This is a genomic window from Myceligenerans xiligouense, from assembly GCF_003814695.1.
GTDB classification, from domain to species: Bacteria; Actinomycetota; Actinomycetes; order Actinomycetales; family Cellulomonadaceae; genus Myceligenerans; species Myceligenerans xiligouense.
The window spans coordinates 1000487-1021135 of the sequence record NZ_RKQZ01000001.1 but is presented as its reverse complement, the minus strand read 5'-3'; the positions used below and the strand labels follow the sequence as shown (position 1 = coordinate 1021135).

Sequence of the window (20649 nt, the reverse complement as noted above, 5' to 3'; positions counted from 1 at the left end):
ACGTGACCTATGCGGGTCACAGTACGGACACCCTGCTCGTAAGAGTTTCGTAATGTAAACGATTTGCAGACTGCCGCATGGACCCTGCGGCCCCTCACGATTCGGCGCATGACCTCCACCAAGACAGCACCCACTGCCCCTGCGACCGCTGCCGGCTCAGCCGCCGCCCGCATGCTCGCCCTGTGCCGCATCCTCCTCGGGTTCGTGTTCCTCTGGCCCGCGCTCGACAAGTCTTTCGGGCTCGGTTATGCCACGTCACCGGACTCCGCGTGGCTCACCACGGGATCCTCGCCCACGGCCGGCTACCTGGGCCATGTCGAGGGTCCGCTCGCCGGGTTCTTCGGCGCGATCGCGGGACCCGTCTCCGACGTCCTGTTCATCGCCGGGATGTTGGGCACCGGCGTCGCGCTGCTGCTCGGCATCGGCCTGCGGGTGGCCGCGGTGTCGGGCACGCTCCTCATGACGATGCTGTGGCTCTCGGCCTGGACGTTCGCGCCGGGCTCGAACAACCCGCTCGTCGACACCCACGTCATCTACGCGGCCCTCGTCATCACCCTCGCGGTCACGCGCGCCGGTGACGTGTGGGGCCTCGGCCGCGCGTGGGCGGCGTCGGGCGTCGTGAGCGGGCGCGCCTGGCTCCGCTGAGGCGGACCCTGGTCAGCCGGCGGTATCCGAGTACTCGTCCTCCAAGAGGCTCATCACGTACGCGTCGGACCAGCCGTCGCCGTCGGGGTAGACGTCGCGCAGCCGCCCTTCCTCGCGGAAGCCGAGCGACGCGTACAGGGCCTTGGCGCGCGGATTGATGCTCAGCACGTCCAGTCCCACCCGGTGCAACCGGGGCCCGGGGTGCTCCGGGACGCCGACGAAGGCGAACCGGAGCACCTCCTCGATCGCCTCGCGCCCGTACCCGCGGCCGCGGTAGTTCGGCAGCATCTGCAGCCGCAGGTTCGCCGACCGCGCCCGCGGGTCGATGTCGTTCAGCACGATCTCGCCGATCAGCTCGTCGCTGACCGGGATGCCGTCGCGCACGGCCGCGGGGACGATCGCCCAGTCGAACCGGCCCTCGCGGTCCGAGACGACCGCCGCCCACTTGTCGATCTGCTCGCGCGTGAAGGTGGTCGTCGTGCCCGTCAGGCGCATGCCCTCCGGATCCTGGACCGCCTCCCACAGACGGTCGGCGTCACGCGGTTCGATCGGCCGCAGGCGGACCAGCTCGCCGTGCAGCACCGGCCCCCTGGTCACTGTGCGATCCGCTCCAGCACGAGCTCACGCACCCGCTTCGCGTCCGCCTGCCCCTTCGTCGCCTTCATCACCGCACCGATGATCGCACCGACGGGCCCCTGGTTGCCCCCGCGGACCTTCTCCACGATGTCGGGCTGCGCGGCGAGCGCCTCGTCGATGGCGGCCAGCAGCGCACCGTCGTCGGACACGACCTCGAGGCCGCGCGACCGCACGACGGCGGCCGGGTCGCCCTCACCGGCGAGCACGCCGTCGAGCACCTGGCGCGCCAGCTTGTCGTTGATCGTCCCGGCCGCGATGAGCTGTTCGAGCTCGGCGATCTGGGCGGGCGTGACGGCCATGGTCGCGAGGGCGACATCGTCCTGCTTGGCTCGGCGGGCGAGCTCGCCCATCCACCACTTGCGCGCGCCGGCGGGGGTGGTGCCCCCGGCGACGGTGGCCTCGATCAGCTCGACGGCGCCGGCGTTGACGACGTCGCGCATCTCGGCGTCGGCGTACCCCCACTCGTTCTGGAGCCGACGACGGCGCGCCGCGGGCATCTCCGGCAGGCCGGCGCGGATCTCCTCGATCCACTCCCGGCTCGGCGTGACGGGGACCAGGTCCGGCTCGGGGAAGTAGCGGTAGTCCTCCGCGTCGGACTTGACGCGCCCCGGCGTGGTGATGCCGGTGTCCTCGTGCCAGTGCCGCGTCTCCTGGACGACGGTGCCGCCCGCGTCGAGCACGGCCGCCTGGCGCGAGATCTCGTGCCGTACCGTCCGCTCGACCGAGCGGAACGAGTTGACGTTCTTCGTCTCGGTCCGGGTGCCCAGCGGCGCGGTGGGGTCGGGGCGCAGGGAGACGTTCACGTCCGCGCGCACGTTGCCGCGCTCCATCCGGGCCTCGGAGACACCAAGTGCGCGGAAGATGTCGCGCAGCGTCTGCACGTAGGCACGCGCCACCTCCGGTGCCCGGTCCCCGGCGCCCTCGATCGGCTTGGTGACGATCTCGACCAGCGGGATCCCCGCGCGGTTGTAGTCGACGAGGCTGTACTCGGCGCCGTGGATGCGGCCCGCGGTGCCGCCCACGTGAGTGTTCTTGCCCGCGTCCTCCTCCATGTGCGCGCGCTCGATCTCGACGCGGAAGATCTCGCCGTCCTCGAGCTCGATGTCGATCCAGCCGTCGTAGGCGATGGGCTCGTCGTACTGGGAGGTCTGGAAGTTCTTCGGGACGTCCGGGTAGAAGTAGTTCTTCCGGGCGAACCGGCAGGACTCCGCGATGTGGCAGTTGAGCGCGAGACCGATGCGGATCGCGTACTCGACGGCGGTGCCGTTGACGACCGGCAGCGCGCCGGGCAGCCCCAGCGACACGGGAGTGGTCTGCGTGTTCGGCTCGCCGCCGAACTCGACCTCGGCCGCGCAGAACATCTTGGTCCTCGTGCCGAGCTCGACGTGCACCTCGATGCCGAGCACCGGGTCGTACCGGCGCACGGCGTCGTCGTAGGCCACGAGATCGGCGGTCGGTGCGGCGGTCATCGGGTCAGCTCCGTGGTCTTCAGCTCGGGGGCCTGGGCCAGCAGCGGCCCGCCCCAGGTCTTCTCGAGCGCCGCCTCGAGAGCGGCACCCACTCGGTACATGCGGTCGTCGGCCTTCGCCGGGGCGAGGATCTGGAAGCCGACCGGCAGCCCGTCGGACAGGCCGTTCGGCACGGACATGCCCGGCACGCCGGCGAGGTTGGCCGGGATCGTGGCGACGTCGTTGAGGTACATGGCCAGCGGGTCGTCGAGCTTCTCGCCGAACTTGAACGCCGTGGTGGGCGCCGTCGGCGAGACGAGGACGTCCGCCTGCGCGAACGCGGCGGCGAAGTCGCGCTGGATGAGGGTGCGGACCTTCTGCGCGCTGCCGTAGTAGGCGTCGTAGTAGCCGGCGCTCAGGGCGTAGGTGCCGAGGATGACGCGGCGCTTGACCTCGTCGCCGAAGCCCGCGCCGCGGGTCGCCGCCATGACGCGCTCCGCGGTGACGGGCCCTTCCGCGGGCTCGACGCGGAGGCCGAAACGCATGCCGTCGAACTTGGCGAGGTTGCTGGACGCCTCCGCAGGCATGATCAGGTAGTACGCATCGAGCGCGTAGACGAAGTGCGGGCAGGAGACCTCGACGATCTCGGCGCCGAGGGCGCGGAGCGCGTCGAGGGACTCGGTGAACCTGGCGCTCACGCCCTCCTGGTAGCCCTCGCCCGAGAGCTCCTTGACGACGCCGACGCGCAGGCCCCGCAGGTCGCCGGTGGCGCCCTGGCGGGCCGCGGCGACGAGCGCCGGGATCGGCTCGGCGATCGACGTGGAGTCGCGCGGGTCGTGACCGCCGATCAGCTCGTGCAGCAGCGCGGCGTCCAGGACCGTACGGGTCACGGGGCCCGCCTGGTCCAGGCTGCTGGCCATGGCGATGAGGCCGTAGCGTGAGACCCCGCCATAGGTGGGCTTGACCCCGACCGTGCCGGTCACGGCGCCGGGCTGGCGAATCGAACCGCCGGTGTCGGTGCCGATCGCGAGCGGGGCCTCGAGCCCGGCGACCGCGGCCGCCGAACCGCCACCGGAGCCGCCCGGGATGCGCTCGAGATCCCACGGGTTCTTCGTGTTGCCGTAGGCAGAGTGCTCGGTGGAGGAACCCATCGCGAACTCGTCCATGTTGGTCTTGCCGAGGATCGGCAGGCCGGCCGCCTTGATCCGCTCGACGAGCGTCGCGTCGTAGGGCGGAACCCAGCCCTCGAGGATCTTCGAGCCCGCCGTCGTGGGCAGCCCTTGGGTGACGACGACGTCCTTGACGGCGATCGGCACGCCCGCGAGCGGACCGAGTTCCTCGCCGGACGCTCGCCGGGAGTCGACGCCGGCCGCGGTCGTCAGCGCCTCGTCGGCGCTGACGTGCAGGAAGGCGTTCAGATCGCCGTCGACCTCGGCGATGCGGTCCAGGTGGGCCCGCGTGGCCTCGACGCTGGAGACGGTGCCGTCGGCGATGGCCGCGGCGAGCTCGGACGCGCTCAGGCGCGTGATGTCACTGGTCATCTCTTACTCCTCGCCGAGGATCTGCGGGACGAGGAACCGGCCGTCCTCCTGCGCCGGGGCCGCCGCCAGGACATCCTGCTGCGGGAGCGGCTGCTGCGGAACGTCATCGCGGAAGACGTTCGTCAGCGGGATCGGATGGCTCGTCGCGGGGACGTCGGCGGTGGCTACCTGGCTGACCCGCGCGATGGACTCGACGATGACGTCGAGCTCACCCGCGAGACGGTCGACCTCGTCGGAACGCAGGTCGATCCGGGCCAGGCCCGCGACGCGCGCGACCTCGTCTCGGGAGATGGTGGACATGCCGCAAGTCTAGTGGCGATGCGGGTCCGGGATGCTCGCCGGTGCCGTGATTCTGCCCCGGGAATGGTTCGAGGCCCGCACCGTGTGGTGCGGGCCTCGTGTGAAGAAGGGTCCGGCGGCGTCCTACTCTCCCACCCCCTGGCGGGGGCAGTACCATCGGCGCTGTAGGGCTGAGCTTCCGGGTTCGGAATGGGACCGGGCGTTTCCCCTACGCTATGACCGCCGTAACGTTATCGAGTTGTTGACCAAGGTTCGAAGGGTTGGTCGTTTCTCGGGAACCGTATAGTGGACGCGATACACGTGAAGTGTGTGTTGTTGAGGTTGTTGGCGGATTAGTACCGGTCAGCTGCAACCATTACTGGTCTTCCACTTCCGGCCTATCAACCCGATAGTCTGTCGGGCGCCTTCCCACCCGAGGGTGGTGGAGTCTTCATCTTGAAGCAGGCTTCCCGCTTAGATGCTTTCAGCGGTTATCCCTTCCGAACGTAGCCAACCAGCCGTGCTCCTGGCGGAACAACTGGCACACCAGAGGTTCGTCCGTCCCGGTCCTCTCGTACTAGGGACAGCCCTTCTCAAGACTCCTACGCGCGCAGCGGATAGGGACCGAACTGTCTCACGACGTTCTAAACCCAGCTCGCGTACCGCTTTAATGGGCGAACAGCCCAACCCTTGGGACCAACTCCAGCCCCAGGATGCGACGAGCCGACATCGAGGTGCCAAACCATGCCGTCGATATGGACTCTTGGGCAAGATCAGCCTGTTATCCCCGGGGTACCTTTTATCCGTTGAGCGACCACGCTTCCACAAGCCATGGCCGGATCACTAGTTCCGACTTTCGTCCCTGCTCGACCTGTCAGTCTCACAGTCAAGCTCCCTTGTGCACTTGCACTCGACACCTGATTGCCAACCAGGCTGAGGGAACCTTTGAGCGCCTCCGTTACATTTTAGGAGGCAACCGCCCCAGTTAAACTACCCACCAGGCACTGTCCCTGATCCGGATCACGGACCGAGGTTAGATGCCCGAAGCGATCAGAGTGGTATTTCAACGATGACTCCACCCGACCTGGCGGCCGGGTTTCACAGTCTCCCACCTATCCTACACAAACCGCACCGAACACCAATACCAAGCTGTAGTAAAGGTCCCGGGGTCTTTCCGTCCTGCTGCGCGTAACGAGCATCTTTACTCGTAGTGCAATTTCGCCGAGTTCGCGGTCGAGACAGCGGAGAAGTCGTTACGCCATTCGTGCAGGTCGGAACTTACCCGACAAGGAATTTCGCTACCTTAGGATGGTTATAGTTACCACCGCCGTTTACTGGGGCTTAAATTCTGAGCTTCACCCTTACGGGTTGACTCGTCCTCTTAACCTTCCAGCACCGGGCAGGCGTCAGTCCGTATACATCGTCTTGCGACTTCGCACGGACCTGTGTTTTTAGTAAACAGTCGCTTCTCCCTGGTCTCTGCGGCCTTCCCCGCTCACGCCCGCAAGGGGCTTCACGGTTCGGGCCCCCCTTCTCCCGAAGTTACGGGGGCATTTTGCCGAGTTCCTTGACCACGATTCGCTCGATCACCTTGGTATTCTCTACCTGACCACCTGAGTCGGTTTGGGGTACGGGCGGCTAGAACCTCGCGTCGAGGCTTTTCTTGGCAGCAGAGGATCACCGCGTTCCCACTTGCGTGGTCACCATCAGTCCTCACCCTTGACGCCCCGCGGATTTACCTACGGAGCAGGCTACAACCTTGGACGTGGACTACCATCGCCACGTGCGGCTACCTTCCTGCGTCACCCCTGTTAACACGCTTACCTACTACCGGATCAGGTCCCACGCCGCCTCTCCCTGTACAGTCCGAAGACTGAAGCGGGAGGATTGGGATGGTTAGTATCACCGGACTCGGTATGGACGGTTCTTCGCCGGTAGGAGAATATCAACTCCTTGTCCATCGACTACGCCTGTCGGCCTCGCCTTAGGTCCCGACTTACCCAGGGCGGATAAACCTGGCCCTGGAACCCTTGGTCATTCGGTGGACGGGATTCACACCCGTCATTCGCTACTCATGCCTGCATTCTCACTCGCGTGGCCTCCACCCCTGGATCACTCCGGGACTTCACCGGCCACACGACGCTCCCCTACCCAACCACACCACTGACAACCCCTGAAGGGCTGTAATGTGCATGTGTGGTTGCCACGGCTTCGGCGGTGTGCTTGAGCCCCGCTACATTGTCGGCGCGGAATCACTTGACCAGTGAGCTATTACGCACTCTTTCAAGGGTGGCTGCTTCTAAGCCAACCTCCTGGTTGTCTGAGCAACTCCACATCCTTTCCCACTGAGCACACGCTTAGGGGCCTTAGCCGGCGATCTGGGCTGTTTCCCTCTCGACCCACGGAGCTTATCCCCCGCAGTCTCACTGCCACGCTCAACTTACCGGCATTCGGAGTTTGGCTGACGTCAGTAACCTTGTCGGGCCCATCGGCCATCCAGTAGCTCTACCTCCAGCAAGCACACGTGACGCTGCACCTAAATGCATTTCGGGGAGAACCAGCTATCACGGAGTTTGATTGGCCTTTCACCCCTAACCACAGGTCATCCCCCAGGTTTTCAACCCTGGTGGGTTCGGGCCTCCACACCGTCTTACCGGCGCTTCACCCTGCCCATGGCTAGATCACTCCGCTTCGGGTCTAGACCCGGCGACTATCACGCCCTGTTCGGACTCGCTTTCGCTACGGCTTCCCCACACGGGTTAACCTCGCCACCGAGCACTAACTCGCAGGCTCATTCTTCAAAAGGCACGCCATCACCCCTGCACAACCCCGAAGGACTGGAAGGCTCTGACGGATTGTAGGCACACGGTTTCAGGTACTATTTCACTCCCCTCCCGGGGTACTTTTCACCTTTCCCTCACGGTACTGGTCCGCTATCGGTCATCAGGGAGTATTTAGGCTTACCAAGTGGTCTTGGCAGATTCACACGAGATTTCACGGGCCCCGTGCTACTCGGGACAACCCCCACCAGGCCACACCATTTCACCTACGGGACTCCCACCCTCTACGGTCCGGTATTCAACCCGGTTCGGCTATAGCGCAACTTTCTCACTGATCGAGAGACTGTCAGATCTCTCCAGGGGCTCCCACTACCCCGCACACGCAACGTCTGACAACTTGACACGCGCACGGTTTAACCTCATCCGCTTTCGCTCACCACTACTCACAGAATATCTCTTCCTGCCGGTACTGAGATGTTTCACTTCCCGGCGTTCCCCCCTACACCCTATGAATTCAAGTGCAGGTACCCGAACACAACTTCGGGTAGGTTCCCCCATTCGGAAACCCTCGGATCACAGCTCGTCTGCCAGCTCCCCGAGGCTTATCGCAGGCTACAACGTCCTTCGTCGGCTCCTGATGCCAAGGCATCCACCCTGTGCCCTAAAAAACTTCAACAACACTACGCAGAACACACAACCCCCACACGCACCAAGCGCGCACGAATCATGTGTCCAGAGATGCTCGCGTCCACTATACAGTTCTCAAGCAACGAACGAACCCACCACACACCAACGACCAACCAGACCACAGCCCGGCGGTATCGCCCCGGTGATGACTCGAACCTCCCAGAAACACCCGACCAGCCGGCCGGTTGCCTCAGGACCCAACAGTGTGCTTGGCAGACCCCCACCACCGACAGACCCCACGTTCCAACCCGCACCCACCTCCCGAAGGAGCCACTCCCGAAGGAGCCAAGATGCCGGCGTACTAGCGAGACCCACCCGAACGGGGAAGGTCCTTCGTCAATGTTCCACCCATGAGCAACCACCCACGACGCGTCCGGCCGTGGCATGGCCCGAACCCCCACAGGGGTCCTGGACCCTCACCCACCCACACGAAGTGCGAGCCGAGGGCAAGAGCCTTGCGCTCCTTAGAAAGGAGGTGATCCAGCCGCACCTTCCGGTACGGCTACCTTGTTACGACTTAGTCCCAATCGCCAGTCCCACCTTCGACCACTCCCTCCCCGAAGGGTTGAGCCGTGAGCTTCGGGTGTTACCAACTTTCGTGACTTGACGGGCGGTGTGTACAAGGCCCGGGAACGTATTCACCGCAGCGTTGCTGATCTGCGATTACTAGCGACTCCGACTTCACGGGGCCGAGTTGCAGACCCCGATCCGAACTGAGACCGGCTTTTAGGGATTCGCTCCACCTCACGATATCGCAACCCTCTGTACCGGCCATTGTAGCATGCGTGAAGCCCAAGACATAAGGGGCATGATGATTTGACGTCATCCCCACCTTCCTCCGAGTTGACCCCGGCAGTCTCCCATGAGTCCCCGGCATAACCCGCTGGCAACATAGGATAAGGGTTGCGCTCGTTGCGGGACTTAACCCAACATCTCACGACACGAGCTGACGACAACCATGCACCACCTGTACACCGACCTTGCGGAAACCACATCTCTGCAGCTGTCCGGTGCATGTCAAGCCTTGGTAAGGTTCTTCGCGTTGCATCGAATTAATCCGCATGCTCCGCCGCTTGTGCGGGCCCCCGTCAATTCCTTTGAGTTTTAGCCTTGCGGCCGTACTCCCCAGGCGGGGCACTTAATGCGTTAGCTACGGCACAGAACGAGTGGAACCCGCCCCACACCTAGTGCCCAACGTTTACGGCATGGACTACCAGGGTATCTAATCCTGTTCGCTCCCCATGCTTTCGCTCCTCAGCGTCAGTAACGGCCCAGAGACCTGCCTTCGCCATCGGTGTTCCTCCTGATATCTGCGCATTCCACCGCTACACCAGGAATTCCAGTCTCCCCTACCGCACTCCAGCCTGCCCGTACCCGATGCCAGCCCGAGGTTGAGCCTCGGGTTTTCACACCAGACGCGACAGACCGCCTACGAGCTCTTTACGCCCAATAATTCCGGACAACGCTTGCGCCCTACGTATTACCGCGGCTGCTGGCACGTAGTTAGCCGGCGCTTCTTCTACAAGTACCGTCACCCGAAAGCTTCTTCCTTGTCGAAAGAGGTTTACAACCCGAAGGCCGTCATCCCTCACGCGGCGTCGCTGCATCAGGCTTTCGCCCATTGTGCAATATTCCCCACTGCTGCCTCCCGTAGGAGTCTGGGCCGTGTCTCAGTCCCAGTGTGGCCGGTCGCCCTCTCAGGCCGGCTACCCGTCGACGCCTTGGTAGGCCATCACCCCACCAACAAGCTGATAGGCCGCGAGCCCATCCCCCACCAATAAATCTTTCCAACCCCCACCATGCGGCAGAGACTGAATATCCGGTATTAGACCCCGTTTCCAAGGCTTATCCCGAAGAGGGGGGCAGGTTACTCACGTGTTACTCACCCGTTCGCCACTAATCCACCCAGCAAGCTGGGCTTCATCGTTCGACTTGCATGTGTTAAGCACGCCGCCAGCGTTCGTCCTGAGCCAGGATCAAACTCTCCGTAAAAGATTTCACTCTTCACAGAGCTTTACTGATACTGGCCAGACCAAGCTGAACTGCTCGATCCGATCCAAAACATCCCCCCACAACAAGGGGACAATAATTGGCATTGACTATCAAGCACACTGTTGAGTTCTCAAACAACCGACGCACACCGTCCCGAACCAAGCCACTTGACTCGACCCGAACCCGGGGCAACCTCTTAAACTTACCACCACCGATATCGTCTCGCAAATCCCCAGATCCTGGATCTGGAGCCCGCATTTGAGACGGAACGATGCCGCATGTCTCAGAGGAGATGATCAAGCCCCGGCACGTCCAGCCGTTCACCGTGTGGTTCCTGGCTGTCCGTCTGCCCGTCGGGCTGACGTCGAGAACATTACACACGTCCCGGCGCGCATGCCAAATCGCGGCCGACAGCCCTCGGCAGACCACGTCACCGCAGGTGGTCGCCCATTTTTGGTTCCCGTGGCAACGACCGGACCCATCCTTGTGACGGGCGACACCGCACCGGCCGTGCCCGGAGTCCGTCATGGTGATCCGACGACCCCGGATCTCCCGGATCCCGACGCCGATTTTGGGTTGCCGGCCCCGGAATGTCGGGGCCGGCGTCGTGACGGCGCCTATTCCTTGCGGCTGAAGGCCGCGTCGAAGGCCGCGTCGGGAGCGTCGAAGGCGAGGCGGCGCACCAGCTCGAGCGCTTCGGGCGCCCCGACGAGCCGGTCCATGCCGGCGTCCTCCCACTCCACGGAGATCGGGCCCTCGTAGCCGATCGTGTTGAGCATCCGGAAGGCGTCCTCCCAGGGCACGTCCCCGTGCCCCGTCGAGATGAAGTCCCAGCCGCGCCGCGGGTCTGCCCAGGGCAGGTGCGAACCCAGGCGGCCGTTGCGCCCGTTCGTCATCCGCTTCTTGGTGTCCTTGCAGTCCACGTGGTAGATCCGGTCGCGGAAGTCCCACAGGAACGCGACCGGGTCCAGGTCCTGCCACACCATGTGCGACGGGTCCCAGTTGAGGCCGAACGCCTCCCGGTGCCCGATCGCCTCGAGCGTCCGGACGGTGGTCCAGTAGTCGTAGGCGATCTCGCTCGGGTGCACCTCGTGCGCGAACCGCACCCCCACCTCGTCGAACACGTCGAGGATCGGGTTCCAGCGGTCCGCGAAGTCCTGGTAGCCGGCGTCGATCATGTCGGTGGAGGCGGGCGGGAACATCGCCACGTACTTCCAGATGGACGACCCCGTGAACCCGACGACCGTCTTCACCCCCAGCTTCGCGGCGAGCCGGGCGGTGCACTTCATCTCCTCGGCCGCGCGCTGCCGCACACCCTCGGGATCGCCGTCGCCCCACACGCGGTCGGAGAGGATGTCGCGGTGCCGCTGGTCGATCGGGTCGTCGCACACCGCCTGGCCCTTGAGGTGGTTGCTGATCGCCCAGACCTTCAGCCCGTGCTTCTCCAGCAGGTCCAGCTTGGACTGCACATAGGCGTCGTCGTCCCAGCGCCACGGGTCGAGGTGGTCGCCCCAGCAGGCCAGTTCCAGCCCGTCGTAGCCCCAGCCCGCGGCGAGGCGGGCCACCTCCTCCAGCGGAAGGTCCGCCCACTGGCCGGTGAACAGTGTGATCGGTCGTGTCATCGTGCTCTCCTCCTCGTACGTGTCCTGCACATCTCCAGGGTGCGGCGACCCGGCGTCGCCGGACCGCACCCGCCGGTCCTCACGTCGTGCGCCTGCGCAGGACGACGACGGCCGTCACCACTCCGGCGACGACCAGCGCGCCCGCCGCCCAGCCCGTCCATCCCGGAAGGACGCCGGAAGCTCGTGCCCCGTCCGAAGCGGACGCGGCCGTGCCGGGACCGTCCGCCTCGGCGGGCGGAACGTCGGCCGGGTCCGTGGCCGGCGCGGACGGTTCGGCGACCGGTGCCGCCGCGACGTCGAGCTCGGTCCGCGCCTTCGCCTTTCCCGGTTCCTTCACCCGCGCGGTCACCGTCCAGTGCCCCTCGTCGAGCAGCTCGGGGTCCGACCGGTACCAGCCGACACCTTCCGACGCCGAGGCGAGGGTGACCGGACCAACCTCCTCGCCGGCGCCGGAGACCGCTCGCACCACGACGACGGCCGACTCCTCGACGGGATGGCCGTCCCGCGCCCAGACCAGTGCCACGGAGACGCCGCCGGCGCCGTCCGTGCCGACCTCGACGTCGATCGCGCCGCCGTGCGCCGCCACGGGAAGTGTGGCGGCGGGCCCGACGGCGAGTCCGAGCCCCAGCGCGAGCGCCGCAACCGCGCGTGTGAAACGTTGCATGTCCGTTCCTCTCCGTCTCCAGGGGCGCCGATCGGCCCCACGGGACCTCGGCACGGGACCGGAGCGCGTCCGCCCCGTGCCGAGGCTGGGCCGGTGACACCGGCCCTGCCGCCGAACTTCACCGCACCCCGTGACGACCCTGGGCCGAGGTCGGCGGGGCGTTGAGCGCGATGTCGGTCGACGGCGGTCGACGGGGCGTGCACCGGCCGGCAGGGCCGGTGCACGCCCCGGGTCTGTCAGTCGCACACCTCCTCGACGGTGACGACGACGCGCGCCTTGCCGGACGGGCTGAGCTGCCAGTCCCCGGTCACCGTCAGGTCGGTCCGCGGCGTCGGCGACGCGATCACGCGGTAGTCGCCCGCCGCGAGGTCTTCCAGGTCACTCGGCTTGCCCTGCGCGCGGCCGTCGACCCAGCGGTGCACGACGTAGCCGCGCACGCCCGGGAGCTCGACGGGATCGATCGACCCCCCGGCGTCGCACGTCGCCGGCTTCACGACGACGTCCGGCGTGTTCGGGTCCGGACACTCGGGCTCCTCCAGCGTCACGAAGAGCACGGCGAGCCCGTTGTCCCGGACCTTCCAGTCGCCCTCGCCGACGAGGCGGTACCCGTCGTCCGGACGGGCCGCGATCCGGTACTCCCCGGCAGCCAGGTCGTCCAGGTCGAACAGGCGGTCGCCGGCGGCGCCGTCGACCCACTCCCGCACGACGTAGGACCGCACTCCGGTCACGTCGGCCGTGACCAGCGCGCCGCCGGTGACGACCTCGGCCCCGGACCCGTCGTACACGCACGTGGGATGCACGATGTCGACCGCGGGTGTCGCGTCGGCGAGCTCGGGTTCGGCGATCGTGAACTCGAGGGTCTCGCCGACGACGGTCTCGCCGTCCGCCGAGGCCCGCACCTGGACGGTGTGGGCTCCGGACCCGGAGATCTCCACCGGTGCCGTGTACTCGGCCCAGCCGCCGTCGTCGACGTTGACCTCCCGGTACACCTGGGCGCCGTCCGGGCCGCCCGTGGTGTCCACGGTGACCGTCACCGGCCCGAGCCATTGCCCGTCGAGGCCGTCCGGCTCGGCCGGCGACAGCGTGCCGGCCACCTCCAGCGGCTCGGCGGCGCCGACCACCCGGAAGTAGTCGAACGACGCCGTGGCGACCGACTGCTGAGGGCCGCCGAGTGCGAACAGACCCACCCGGGCGTCCTGCAGTCCGTCGTGCGTCACCGGCTCGGCGAGGGTGGTCCAGTCCGTACCGTCCGCGCTGTACTCACCGGTGAAGGTGGACCCTTCCTTCGTCAGGCGCAGATGCCACACACGCGACTCGAGGCCGTTGGCGCCCGGCTGCGGGTCCTGGATCACGGCGTCGACCTCGCTACGGAGCTCGATGCGCTGTGTGACGGCGCTGCCCGGCGCGTTGTCGGTCACGATGTCGAACTTGACGTAGTTGTCGTCGTCCCCGTACGCGACGAGACCGCCCTGCTGGTACTGCTGGTCGAATGCCGACCCGTCCACCAGGGTCTCGACGGTCCAGTCGTCGTCCGGCAGCTCCTGCACGACGATGTTCGGCGTGCCGGTGTTGTCGCCGGTATAGATGTCCGTGGCCGTCGTGTCGATCTCCAGCGCACCACCGGTCACCCGGTAGCCCGTCGGGTCCTCGCGCACGATGTCCCAGCGGCATCCGTCGAGCCCGTCCCCGTCGAACTCGTCGTCGGGTCCGGTAGCTCCGGCCGTGTCGTCCGGGGTGACGTGGAACCAGTCGAACTGCGCATCCACCACGTCGGCGGCCGAACCGTTGCCGGCGAGCGCGACGAGCCCGATCTGCGGGTCGTCGATGCCGGTGAGCGACTTGGTCTGCGGCATGGCCGTGAAGTCCACGCCGTCGGCCGAGTACGACGCCGTGAGGTCGTCGCCGTCACTGCTGGCCAGACGCACGTACACCGTGTCCGGGTACGCCGCTCCGAGAGCCTCGGTGTTGGAGTCCCCGACCTCGTTCGGTGCGCCGTCCTCCTCCCGGATGTACTGGAAGATGCGCGTGGCCGGGTCGGCGGGCGCCGAACGGCCCTGGATCACCATCTTCGCGTAGTTGTCCGCGTCGCCGTAGACCACCAGGCCGGCCTGCTGGTACTGCGCGTGGGCCGGGATCGTGACCTTGGCGGTCGCGGTGAAGGGGCCGTCGGGCAGGTCCTGCAGGACGAGGTTCGGCACGGTGGTGTTGTCCGTCCCGTAGAAGTCCGAGACGCTCGCCGGGACGGTCAGCAGGCCGTCGGCGACCCGCAGGTCCTGGTTGCGGTCCAGCACCGTCCAGCGGTCCGGGTCGAGGTCGTCACCGAGGAAGTCGTCCGACCTGCCCGACAGGCAGGGCGTCGGTTCCGGCACGGTGCCGGTGACCTCGACCGTGACGTACTCGACGGCGTAGGCGCCGCCGTCGTCGGTGACGCGCACCTGGAGCCGGTAGGAGCCCGGCTCGTCGTAGGTGTGCTCGAACTCCGGGGTGCCGTCGACGAACCCGTCGCCGAGACCGGCGTCCCAGGCGTAGGTGAGGTCGCCGGAACCGTCGGGGTCGGTGGCCTCGGCGGAGGCGGTCACGGTCAGCGGGGCCTCGCCCGAGACCGCGTCGACCGTCAGTTCGACCTCCGGTCGCTGGTTGTCGGTGACCCCGCGGCCGTCGATCTCCATCCAGTTGACGTTGATCCCGCCGGAGAGGAGCACGAAGTGCAGCGAGCCGGAGCCCGACGGCACGTCGGTCAGCTCGGTGGCGACGTCGGTGTACTCCTGCCAGTCGCCGGTGCCGGGCACGCTGATGCGCCCGATCTCCGGGCCGTCGGGCGCGTCCCAGCGCAGCGACACCTCCCCGCCGTCGCCGGCGGAGGCGGCACGCAGCGAGATCGCGTCGACGGACGCCAGGCTCACCGGTTCGTGGGCCCAGTAGTCGCCGGGCTCGATGAACCCGATGTTCTGGCCGCCGCCGGCGGTGTCGCCCGTCTCCTCGATCTGGACGCCCGGGTCGCCCGACCCGTCGCCGATGCCGTCCACGCGGCCGGTGCCCGTGAAGAACTCGGACTGGACCAGCTTGGGCTGCAGCACCTGCAGGTCGGTCGTGGTCAGCGGGACGCCGGCAGCGCCGCCGTCGTCGGTGTAGAACGCCTCGATCACCCAGAAGATGTTCGACTCGATGCCGTGACCCTCGTCGCGGGCCGTCTGGATGACGCCCTCGCAGCCGGTCAGCTCGTCGAACGGGTGGGCGTGCGAGTCATGCCCGAGCGACGTGAACAGGGAGACGTTCTCGCAGGTCACCTCGCCGTCCGGGTCGTCGACGGCGATCTCGTAACGGACCTGGTCGCCCCACTCGAAGAAGCCGCCGTTCTCCGGGAAGGTGATCGACACCTCCGGGGCGATGTTGCCGACCACGACCGTCACGTTCGCCACGCCGGTCTGCCCGGCGGCGTCGGTCGCGACGAGCTGGGCGGTGTAGCGGCCGTTCTCGGTGTAGGTGTGGGTCGGGTTCGCCTCGCTGCTCGGTTCGGAGCCGTCGCCGAAGGTCCACTGCAGCGAGATGGGCTCGCCGGCCGGGTGCCGGGTGCCCTCGGAGGAGAACTGCACCGTCAGCGGGGCGAGGCCGTCGGTCACGTCGGCGGACGCCCGGGCGATGGGGGCCGGGTCGCCCTCGACGTAGTTGACCTGGTAGACGCCCGAGCTGTCGTTGTTGCCGCCGAACCCGGAGCCCCAGTCCACGACGTACAGCGCGCCGTCGGGCCCGAAGTCGAAGTCCATCGGCCGGTCGAACCCGGCGCTCGGGTCGAAGATGCCGGGCAGGATCCGGTTGATGTCCACCAGGTCGTCACGCTGCTCGCCGTCGAGCTGGAAGGAGTACATCCGGCCCTGGTTCCACTCGCCGAACAGCGCCTTGCCGTCCCAGTAGGCCGGCCACTTGACGTCGGACTCCAGCTCCGGGTCGTAGGTGTAGACGGGGCCGCCCATGGGTGCGCCACCGCCACCGATCTCGGGGAACTGCGGGTTGGTCGCGTACCCGTACCAGACCTCGGCCTCCACGGCCGGCGGGAGCTGGGTGATGCCGGTGTTGTTCGGTGAGTCGTTCACCGGGCCGCCGGCGCAGTCGTACTCTCCGCCGGACTGGCTCGTGGCGAAGTCGTAGTCGTTGTAGGCGCTGTTCGCACCCGTGCAGTACGGCCAGCCGTAGAAGCCCGGCTCGCTGACGACGTTCCACTCGACCAGGCCCTCGGGTCCGCGACTCGGGCTGGCCGAACCGGCGTCCGGGCCGTAGTCGGCCACGAGCACGTTCCCGTTGGCCGGGTCGACGCCGATCCGGAACGGGTTGCGGAAGCCCATCGCGTAGATCTCGGGCAGGGTGTCCGCGGTGCCGGAGGCGAACATGTTGCCTGCGGGGACCGTGTACGAGCCGTCGTCCTGCGGCGTGATCCGCAGGATCTTGCCGCGCAGGTCGTTGCTGTTGGCCGACGTGCGCTGGGAGTCGTAGTTCTGCCGACCGTCCCGCTCGTCCAGCGGCGCGTAGCCCTGCGACTCGAACGGGTTCGTGTTGTCGCCGGTGGCGACGTACAGGTTGCCGTCGGCGTCGAAGACCATGTCACCGCCGGCGTGGCAGCACGTCTGGCGCTGCGTCGGGATGATCAGCACGGCCTCCTCGGTGGCCGGGTCTATCGTCCCGGAGGCGGCGTCGTAGTCGAAGCGCGAGACCCGGTTGTGCGGGCCGTCGTCGCCGACGTCCTGCGGGGACCAGAACAGGTAGACCCACCCGTTCGCCGCGAAATCCGGGTCGAGGACCACACCGGTCAGCCCGTCCTCGTTGGACTGGGTGACCGACAGCGTCATCGCCGTGCTCGTGGTGTTCGACGCCGGGTCGATCACCTGGACGCGTCCGTCCCGCTCGACGTAGAAGACGGTGCCGTCGGGGGCCACGTCCAGCATCATCGGGTTCGCGGTGTCCTCGTCGAGCGGCACCATCTCGTAGCTGTCGCTCTGCGTCGCGGCGCAGTCGGAGTCCACGACGCCGGCCGCGGTCTGCAGCCCGCCCAGCAGGTGCTCGAGGAACTCCGGCTCGCTGAACGAGGCGTCGGTGTGCCCGCCGCCGGTGTACCAGGACCGGCCGCCGTCGTAGGCCTGGCACCAGGCGATCGGGTGCTCGGCCCCCATCGCGCCCGTTCCGGCGTCGTACGAGGACTCGTCCAGCGAGGCCAGGACGTGCACCTCGTCGCGCGGGTTCTCGCGGTAGTTGTACCACTCGTCGTAGCGCTCCCACCGCTGCGGCAGGTGCTCGGTCGAGGCGTGGTCGTGGTCCTCGACCTTGATCGTGGCGTCCTGGTTCTGCGGGTGGGAGTTGAAGTACGCCCCCACCAGCTCCCCGTACCACGGCCAGTCGTACTCCGTGTCCGAGGCCGCGTGGATGCCGGCGTAGCCGCCGCCGTCCTGGATGTAGCGCTCGAACGCGGCCTGCTGAGTGTCGTCCAGCACGTCACCGGTCGTGGAGAGCCAGGCGACGACGTCGTAGTTCGCCAGGTTCTCGTCGGTGAACGCCGCGGCGTCCTCGGTGGCGTCCACGGTGAAGCCGTGGTCCACGCCGAGCTGTTCGATCGCCGCGATCCCCGCGGGGATCGAGCCGTGCCGGAAGCCCGCCGTCCTGGAGAAGACGAGCACGTTGAACGGGTCGGCCTCCGCCGGCGCCGCGGCGAGCTGTCCGGTCGATGGCGCAGCCGCCACGGCTGCCTGTGCCGGCGTCGTGCCGGCCAGCGTCATGGGAGCGGCGACCGCGAGTGAGGCGGCGACGGCGATCAGCCATCGTCCCGCACGCGGTGCTCCCCAGAGCAAGTTACTCACCAAGAACTCCTTCGTCGTCGAACGGTTCTGTCGCGCTCCGGGGTCCCGATCCGTCGGCCCAGACGGCATCGTCGCCGGTCCTGCTGTTCAGCTCGGGCGTCCGTGGACGCCCGGTCCTCCTCTCGTCGGGTCGGTCCCGCGCGTCAGGGCAGATCCACCCAGCTGCTGCCCTGCTGCCAGCTGCGCTCCACGGCGTCGAGCACCCGCTGGACGGCCAGGCCGTCGGCGAACGACGGCCGCGGCGGGCGTGCGGCCGCCAGGTCCTCCACCAGGTCCACGACCTGGTGGGTGAACCCGTGCTCGTAGCCGAGCCCGTGGCCGGGCGGCCACCAGGCCGCGATGTAGGGGTGGTCCGGCTCGGTCACCACGATGCGGCGGAAGCCCGCCGTGTGCGAGTCCTCGCCGTCGTCGAAGAAGTGCAGGACGTTCATGTCCTCGAAGTCGAACGCGAGCGAACCACGCGAGCCGTTGATCTCGATCCGGATGGCGTTCTTGCGGCCCGTGGCGAACCGCGTCGCCTCGAAGCTCGCCAGGCCGCCGCCGGACAACCGCCCGAAGAACAGCGCGGCGTCGTCCACCGTGACCGGGCCCGTGCCCTCGCCCGCCTGTCCGGACAGGCCGGACGACGACGCCGCGACGGGGCGCTCGTGGACGAACGTCTCGAGCAGGCCGCTGACCCCCGTCAGGGACTGGCCCGTGACGAACTGGGCCAGGTCCACCACGTGCGCGCCGATGTCGCCCAGCGCACCCGACCCGGCCTTGTCCTTGTCCAGGCGCCACGAGAGGGGGGCTGACGGGTCGGTCAGCCAGTCCTGCAGGTACTGCGCGCGCACGTGGCGCACCTCGCCGATGCGACCCTCGGCCACCAGCTGCCGGGCGAGCTGGATCGCCGGCACGCGGCGGTAGGTGAAGCCCACCATCGCCAGGACGCCCCGCTCGGCCGCCCGCTCGGCGGCCGCGGCCATCTGCTCGGCCTCGGCGACCGTGTTGGCCAGCGGCTTCTCGCACAGCACGTGCTTACCGGCGTCCAGGGCGGCCACGGCGATCTCGGCGTGCGTGTTGCCGGGCGTGCAGACGTCGACCAGGTCGACGTCGTCGCGGTCCAGCAGCGTGCGCCAGTCGGTCGTCGAGTCCTCCCAGCCGAGCCGGTCGGCGGCGGCACGGACGCCGTCGGCCGACCGTCCGGCGACGACACGCATGCCGACCCGCAGCGGGAGATCGAAGAAGCGGGGGGCGGTCCGCCAGGCCTGGGAGTGAGCGGCGCCCATGAACGAGTAACCGACCATGCCGACGCCTAGCTGATCGCGGGGCGCGTCACCCATGAGTGTGGTCCTTCCGTCGTCGGGCCGGCCGCCGTCGCGGCCGGGAGCGCGGTGGCGAGGCGCGAGGACCTCGCCACCGGCGGTGGCATCGGGTGGTCAGGAGCGGAAGCCGAGGTCCAGGTACTGGTCGACGTTGTCGGCCGTGACGACCGGCGCGTAGAGCTGGATGGTGTGCGGCGCGCCCGCCGAGACCAGGTCTGCCATGTCCTTGTCCTGGGCGATCAGGCGGGCCAGCTTGATGCCGTCGGCCGCCTGCGTGGACGGGTAGATGACGGTGGCCTGCAGCACGGAGTCGCCGGACTGGATGTGCTCCATCACGTCGAGCGAGCCGGCGCCGCCGACCATGAAGAACTCGTCACGACCGGCGTTCTCGATGGCCGCCAGGACGCCGACACCCTGGTCGTCGTCGTGGTTCCAGATCGCGTCGATCTCCGGCTCCGCCTGCAGGAGGTTCGACGTCGCCGTCTCCCCGCCCTGGATGGTGAAGTCGGCGGCGACCTGGGTGGAGACCTCCAGGCCGCAGTCGCTCAGGGCGTCCTCGAAGCCCTGCGACCGGTCCTGCGTGAGCGGCAGGTTCGCGATGCCCTGGATCTCCGCGACGACGGCGTCGGGCTGGTCCCCGAGCTCCTCGCAGATGTAGGTGCCCGCCGAGACGCCCATCCCGTAGTTGTCACCGAGGATGGTGGCACGGGACGCGAACGGGCTCGACAGCTCACGGTCCACGTTGATGACCGGGATGCCGGCCTCCATCGCGTCGAGGGCGACCTCGGTCAGGGCGTCGCCGTCGAACGGCAGCAGCACGATGGCGTCGACGCCGTCGTTGATGAACTGCTCGATGTGGCTGATCTGCATGTTGACGTCGTTGGTGGCCTCGGCCTGCCGCAGCTCGACGTCCTCGTACTGCTCGGCGGTGTCGAGCGCCGACCGGGTGATGGCGCCCATCCAGCCGTGGTCGGCGGCGGGAGCGGAGAAGCCGATCACGACGTTGTCGCCGGGCTCGTCGTTGGCGGTGCCACCGGCGCCGTCGTCCTGGCTCACGGAGTCGTTCTCCTCCTCGGGCGGTTCGTTGCTGACGCAACCGGCGACCAGGAGGGCGGAGGCGGCGAGCGCCGCGGGGACGCCGAGCATCCGGCGAAGGTTCTTTCTGGCGGACATGAGATCTTCCTCGATTCGGTCCGGAACTTGCGGGG

The 20649-nt window shown here is 67.6% G+C and carries 10 protein-coding genes and 3 rRNA genes; 1 reads left to right on the top strand and 12 read right to left on the bottom strand.

The window, feature by feature from the left end:
- Positions 1–108 precede the first annotated feature (108 nt).
- The gene (locus EDD34_RS04225) at positions 109–645 is read left to right on the top strand and encodes a DoxX family protein (protein WP_123813460.1); all 537 of its coding nucleotides are present in this window, start codon (positions 109–111) and stop codon (positions 643–645) included.
- A 12-nt stretch (positions 646–657) separates the two neighbouring features.
- Here EDD34_RS04225 and EDD34_RS04220 read toward each other — a convergent pair whose 3' ends face one another.
- The 12 genes from EDD34_RS04220 to EDD34_RS04165 all read right to left on the bottom strand — a co-directional run bounded on the left by EDD34_RS04220 (position 658) and on the right by EDD34_RS04165 (position 20614).
- Positions 658–1242, bottom strand: coding sequence for a GNAT family N-acetyltransferase (locus EDD34_RS04220; protein WP_123813459.1), 585 nt, complete (start codon positions 1240–1242; stop codon positions 658–660).
- Positions 1239–2750, bottom strand: a complete 1512-nt coding sequence (gene gatB / locus EDD34_RS04215; RefSeq protein WP_123813458.1) for an Asp-tRNA(Asn)/Glu-tRNA(Gln) amidotransferase subunit GatB — start codon at positions 2748–2750, stop codon at positions 1239–1241. The genes EDD34_RS04220 and gatB overlap by 4 nt, the downstream gene beginning before the upstream one ends.
- Positions 2747–4270 (bottom strand): Asp-tRNA(Asn)/Glu-tRNA(Gln) amidotransferase subunit GatA, encoded by a 1524-nt coding sequence (gene gatA / locus EDD34_RS04210; RefSeq protein ID WP_123813457.1) that lies wholly within the window; start codon positions 4268–4270, stop codon positions 2747–2749. The genes gatB and gatA overlap by 4 nt, the downstream gene beginning before the upstream one ends.
- A 3-nt stretch (positions 4271–4273) precedes the next feature.
- A complete protein-coding gene (gatC, locus tag EDD34_RS04205) occupies positions 4274–4570 on the bottom strand; it encodes an Asp-tRNA(Asn)/Glu-tRNA(Gln) amidotransferase subunit GatC (RefSeq protein WP_123813456.1) in 297 nt (98 codons plus the stop codon).
- A 110-nt stretch (positions 4571–4680) separates the two neighbouring features.
- Positions 4681–4797: ribosomal RNA gene (gene rrf / locus EDD34_RS04200) — 5S ribosomal RNA — on the bottom strand.
- Positions 4798–4882: 85 nt separating this feature from the next.
- Positions 4883–8005, bottom strand: a 23S ribosomal RNA gene (locus tag EDD34_RS04195).
- A gap of 479 nt (positions 8006–8484) precedes the next feature.
- Positions 8485–10008: ribosomal RNA gene (locus tag EDD34_RS04190) — 16S ribosomal RNA — on the bottom strand.
- Together the 16S, 23S and 5S rRNA genes form the textbook arrangement of a ribosomal RNA operon.
- Positions 10009–10625: 617 nt before the next feature.
- Positions 10626–11630, bottom strand: coding sequence for a sugar phosphate isomerase/epimerase family protein (locus tag EDD34_RS04185; protein WP_123813455.1), 1005 nt, complete (start codon positions 11628–11630; stop codon positions 10626–10628).
- 79 nt (positions 11631–11709) lie between these two features.
- Positions 11710–12294: a hypothetical protein gene (locus tag EDD34_RS04180; protein ID WP_123813454.1), complete on the bottom strand. Its 585-nt coding sequence runs from the start codon at positions 12292–12294 to the stop codon at positions 11710–11712.
- Between the two features lie 236 nt (positions 12295–12530).
- Positions 12531–18137 (bottom strand): ThuA domain-containing protein, encoded by a 5607-nt coding sequence (locus tag EDD34_RS04175; protein WP_246012176.1) that lies wholly within the window; start codon positions 18135–18137, stop codon positions 12531–12533.
- Between the two features lie 143 nt (positions 18138–18280).
- Complete coding sequence (locus EDD34_RS04170; protein ID WP_170176963.1) at positions 18281–19459, bottom strand: Gfo/Idh/MocA family protein; 1179 nt, start codon at positions 19457–19459, stop codon at positions 18281–18283.
- A gap of 96 nt (positions 19460–19555) precedes the next feature.
- A complete protein-coding gene (locus tag EDD34_RS04165; protein ID WP_123813453.1) occupies positions 19556–20614 on the bottom strand; it encodes a substrate-binding domain-containing protein in 1059 nt (352 codons plus the stop codon).
- Between the last annotated feature and the right edge of the window lie 35 nt (positions 20615–20649).

Coding starts and splice junctions, on each gene's coding strand:
- EDD34_RS04225 (WP_123813460.1), top strand. CDS start 109: ATGACCTCCACCAAGACAGCACCCACTGCCCCTGCGACCGCTGCCGGC.
- gatB (WP_123813458.1), bottom strand. CDS start 2,750: ATGACCGCCGCACCGACCGCCGATCTCGTGGCCTACGACGACGCCGTG.
- gatA (WP_123813457.1), bottom strand. CDS start 4,270: ATGACCAGTGACATCACGCGCCTGAGCGCGTCCGAGCTCGCCGCGGCC.
- gatC (WP_123813456.1), bottom strand. CDS start 4,570: ATGTCCACCATCTCCCGAGACGAGGTCGCGCGCGTCGCGGGCCTGGCC.
- EDD34_RS04185 (WP_123813455.1), bottom strand. CDS start 11,630: ATGACACGACCGATCACACTGTTCACCGGCCAGTGGGCGGACCTTCCG.
- EDD34_RS04180 (WP_123813454.1), bottom strand. CDS start 12,294: ATGCAACGTTTCACACGCGCGGTTGCGGCGCTCGCGCTGGGGCTCGGA.
- EDD34_RS04170 (WP_170176963.1), bottom strand. CDS start 19,459: ATGGGTGACGCGCCCCGCGATCAGCTAGGCGTCGGCATGGTCGGTTAC.
- EDD34_RS04165 (WP_123813453.1), bottom strand. CDS start 20,614: ATGTCCGCCAGAAAGAACCTTCGCCGGATGCTCGGCGTCCCCGCGGCG.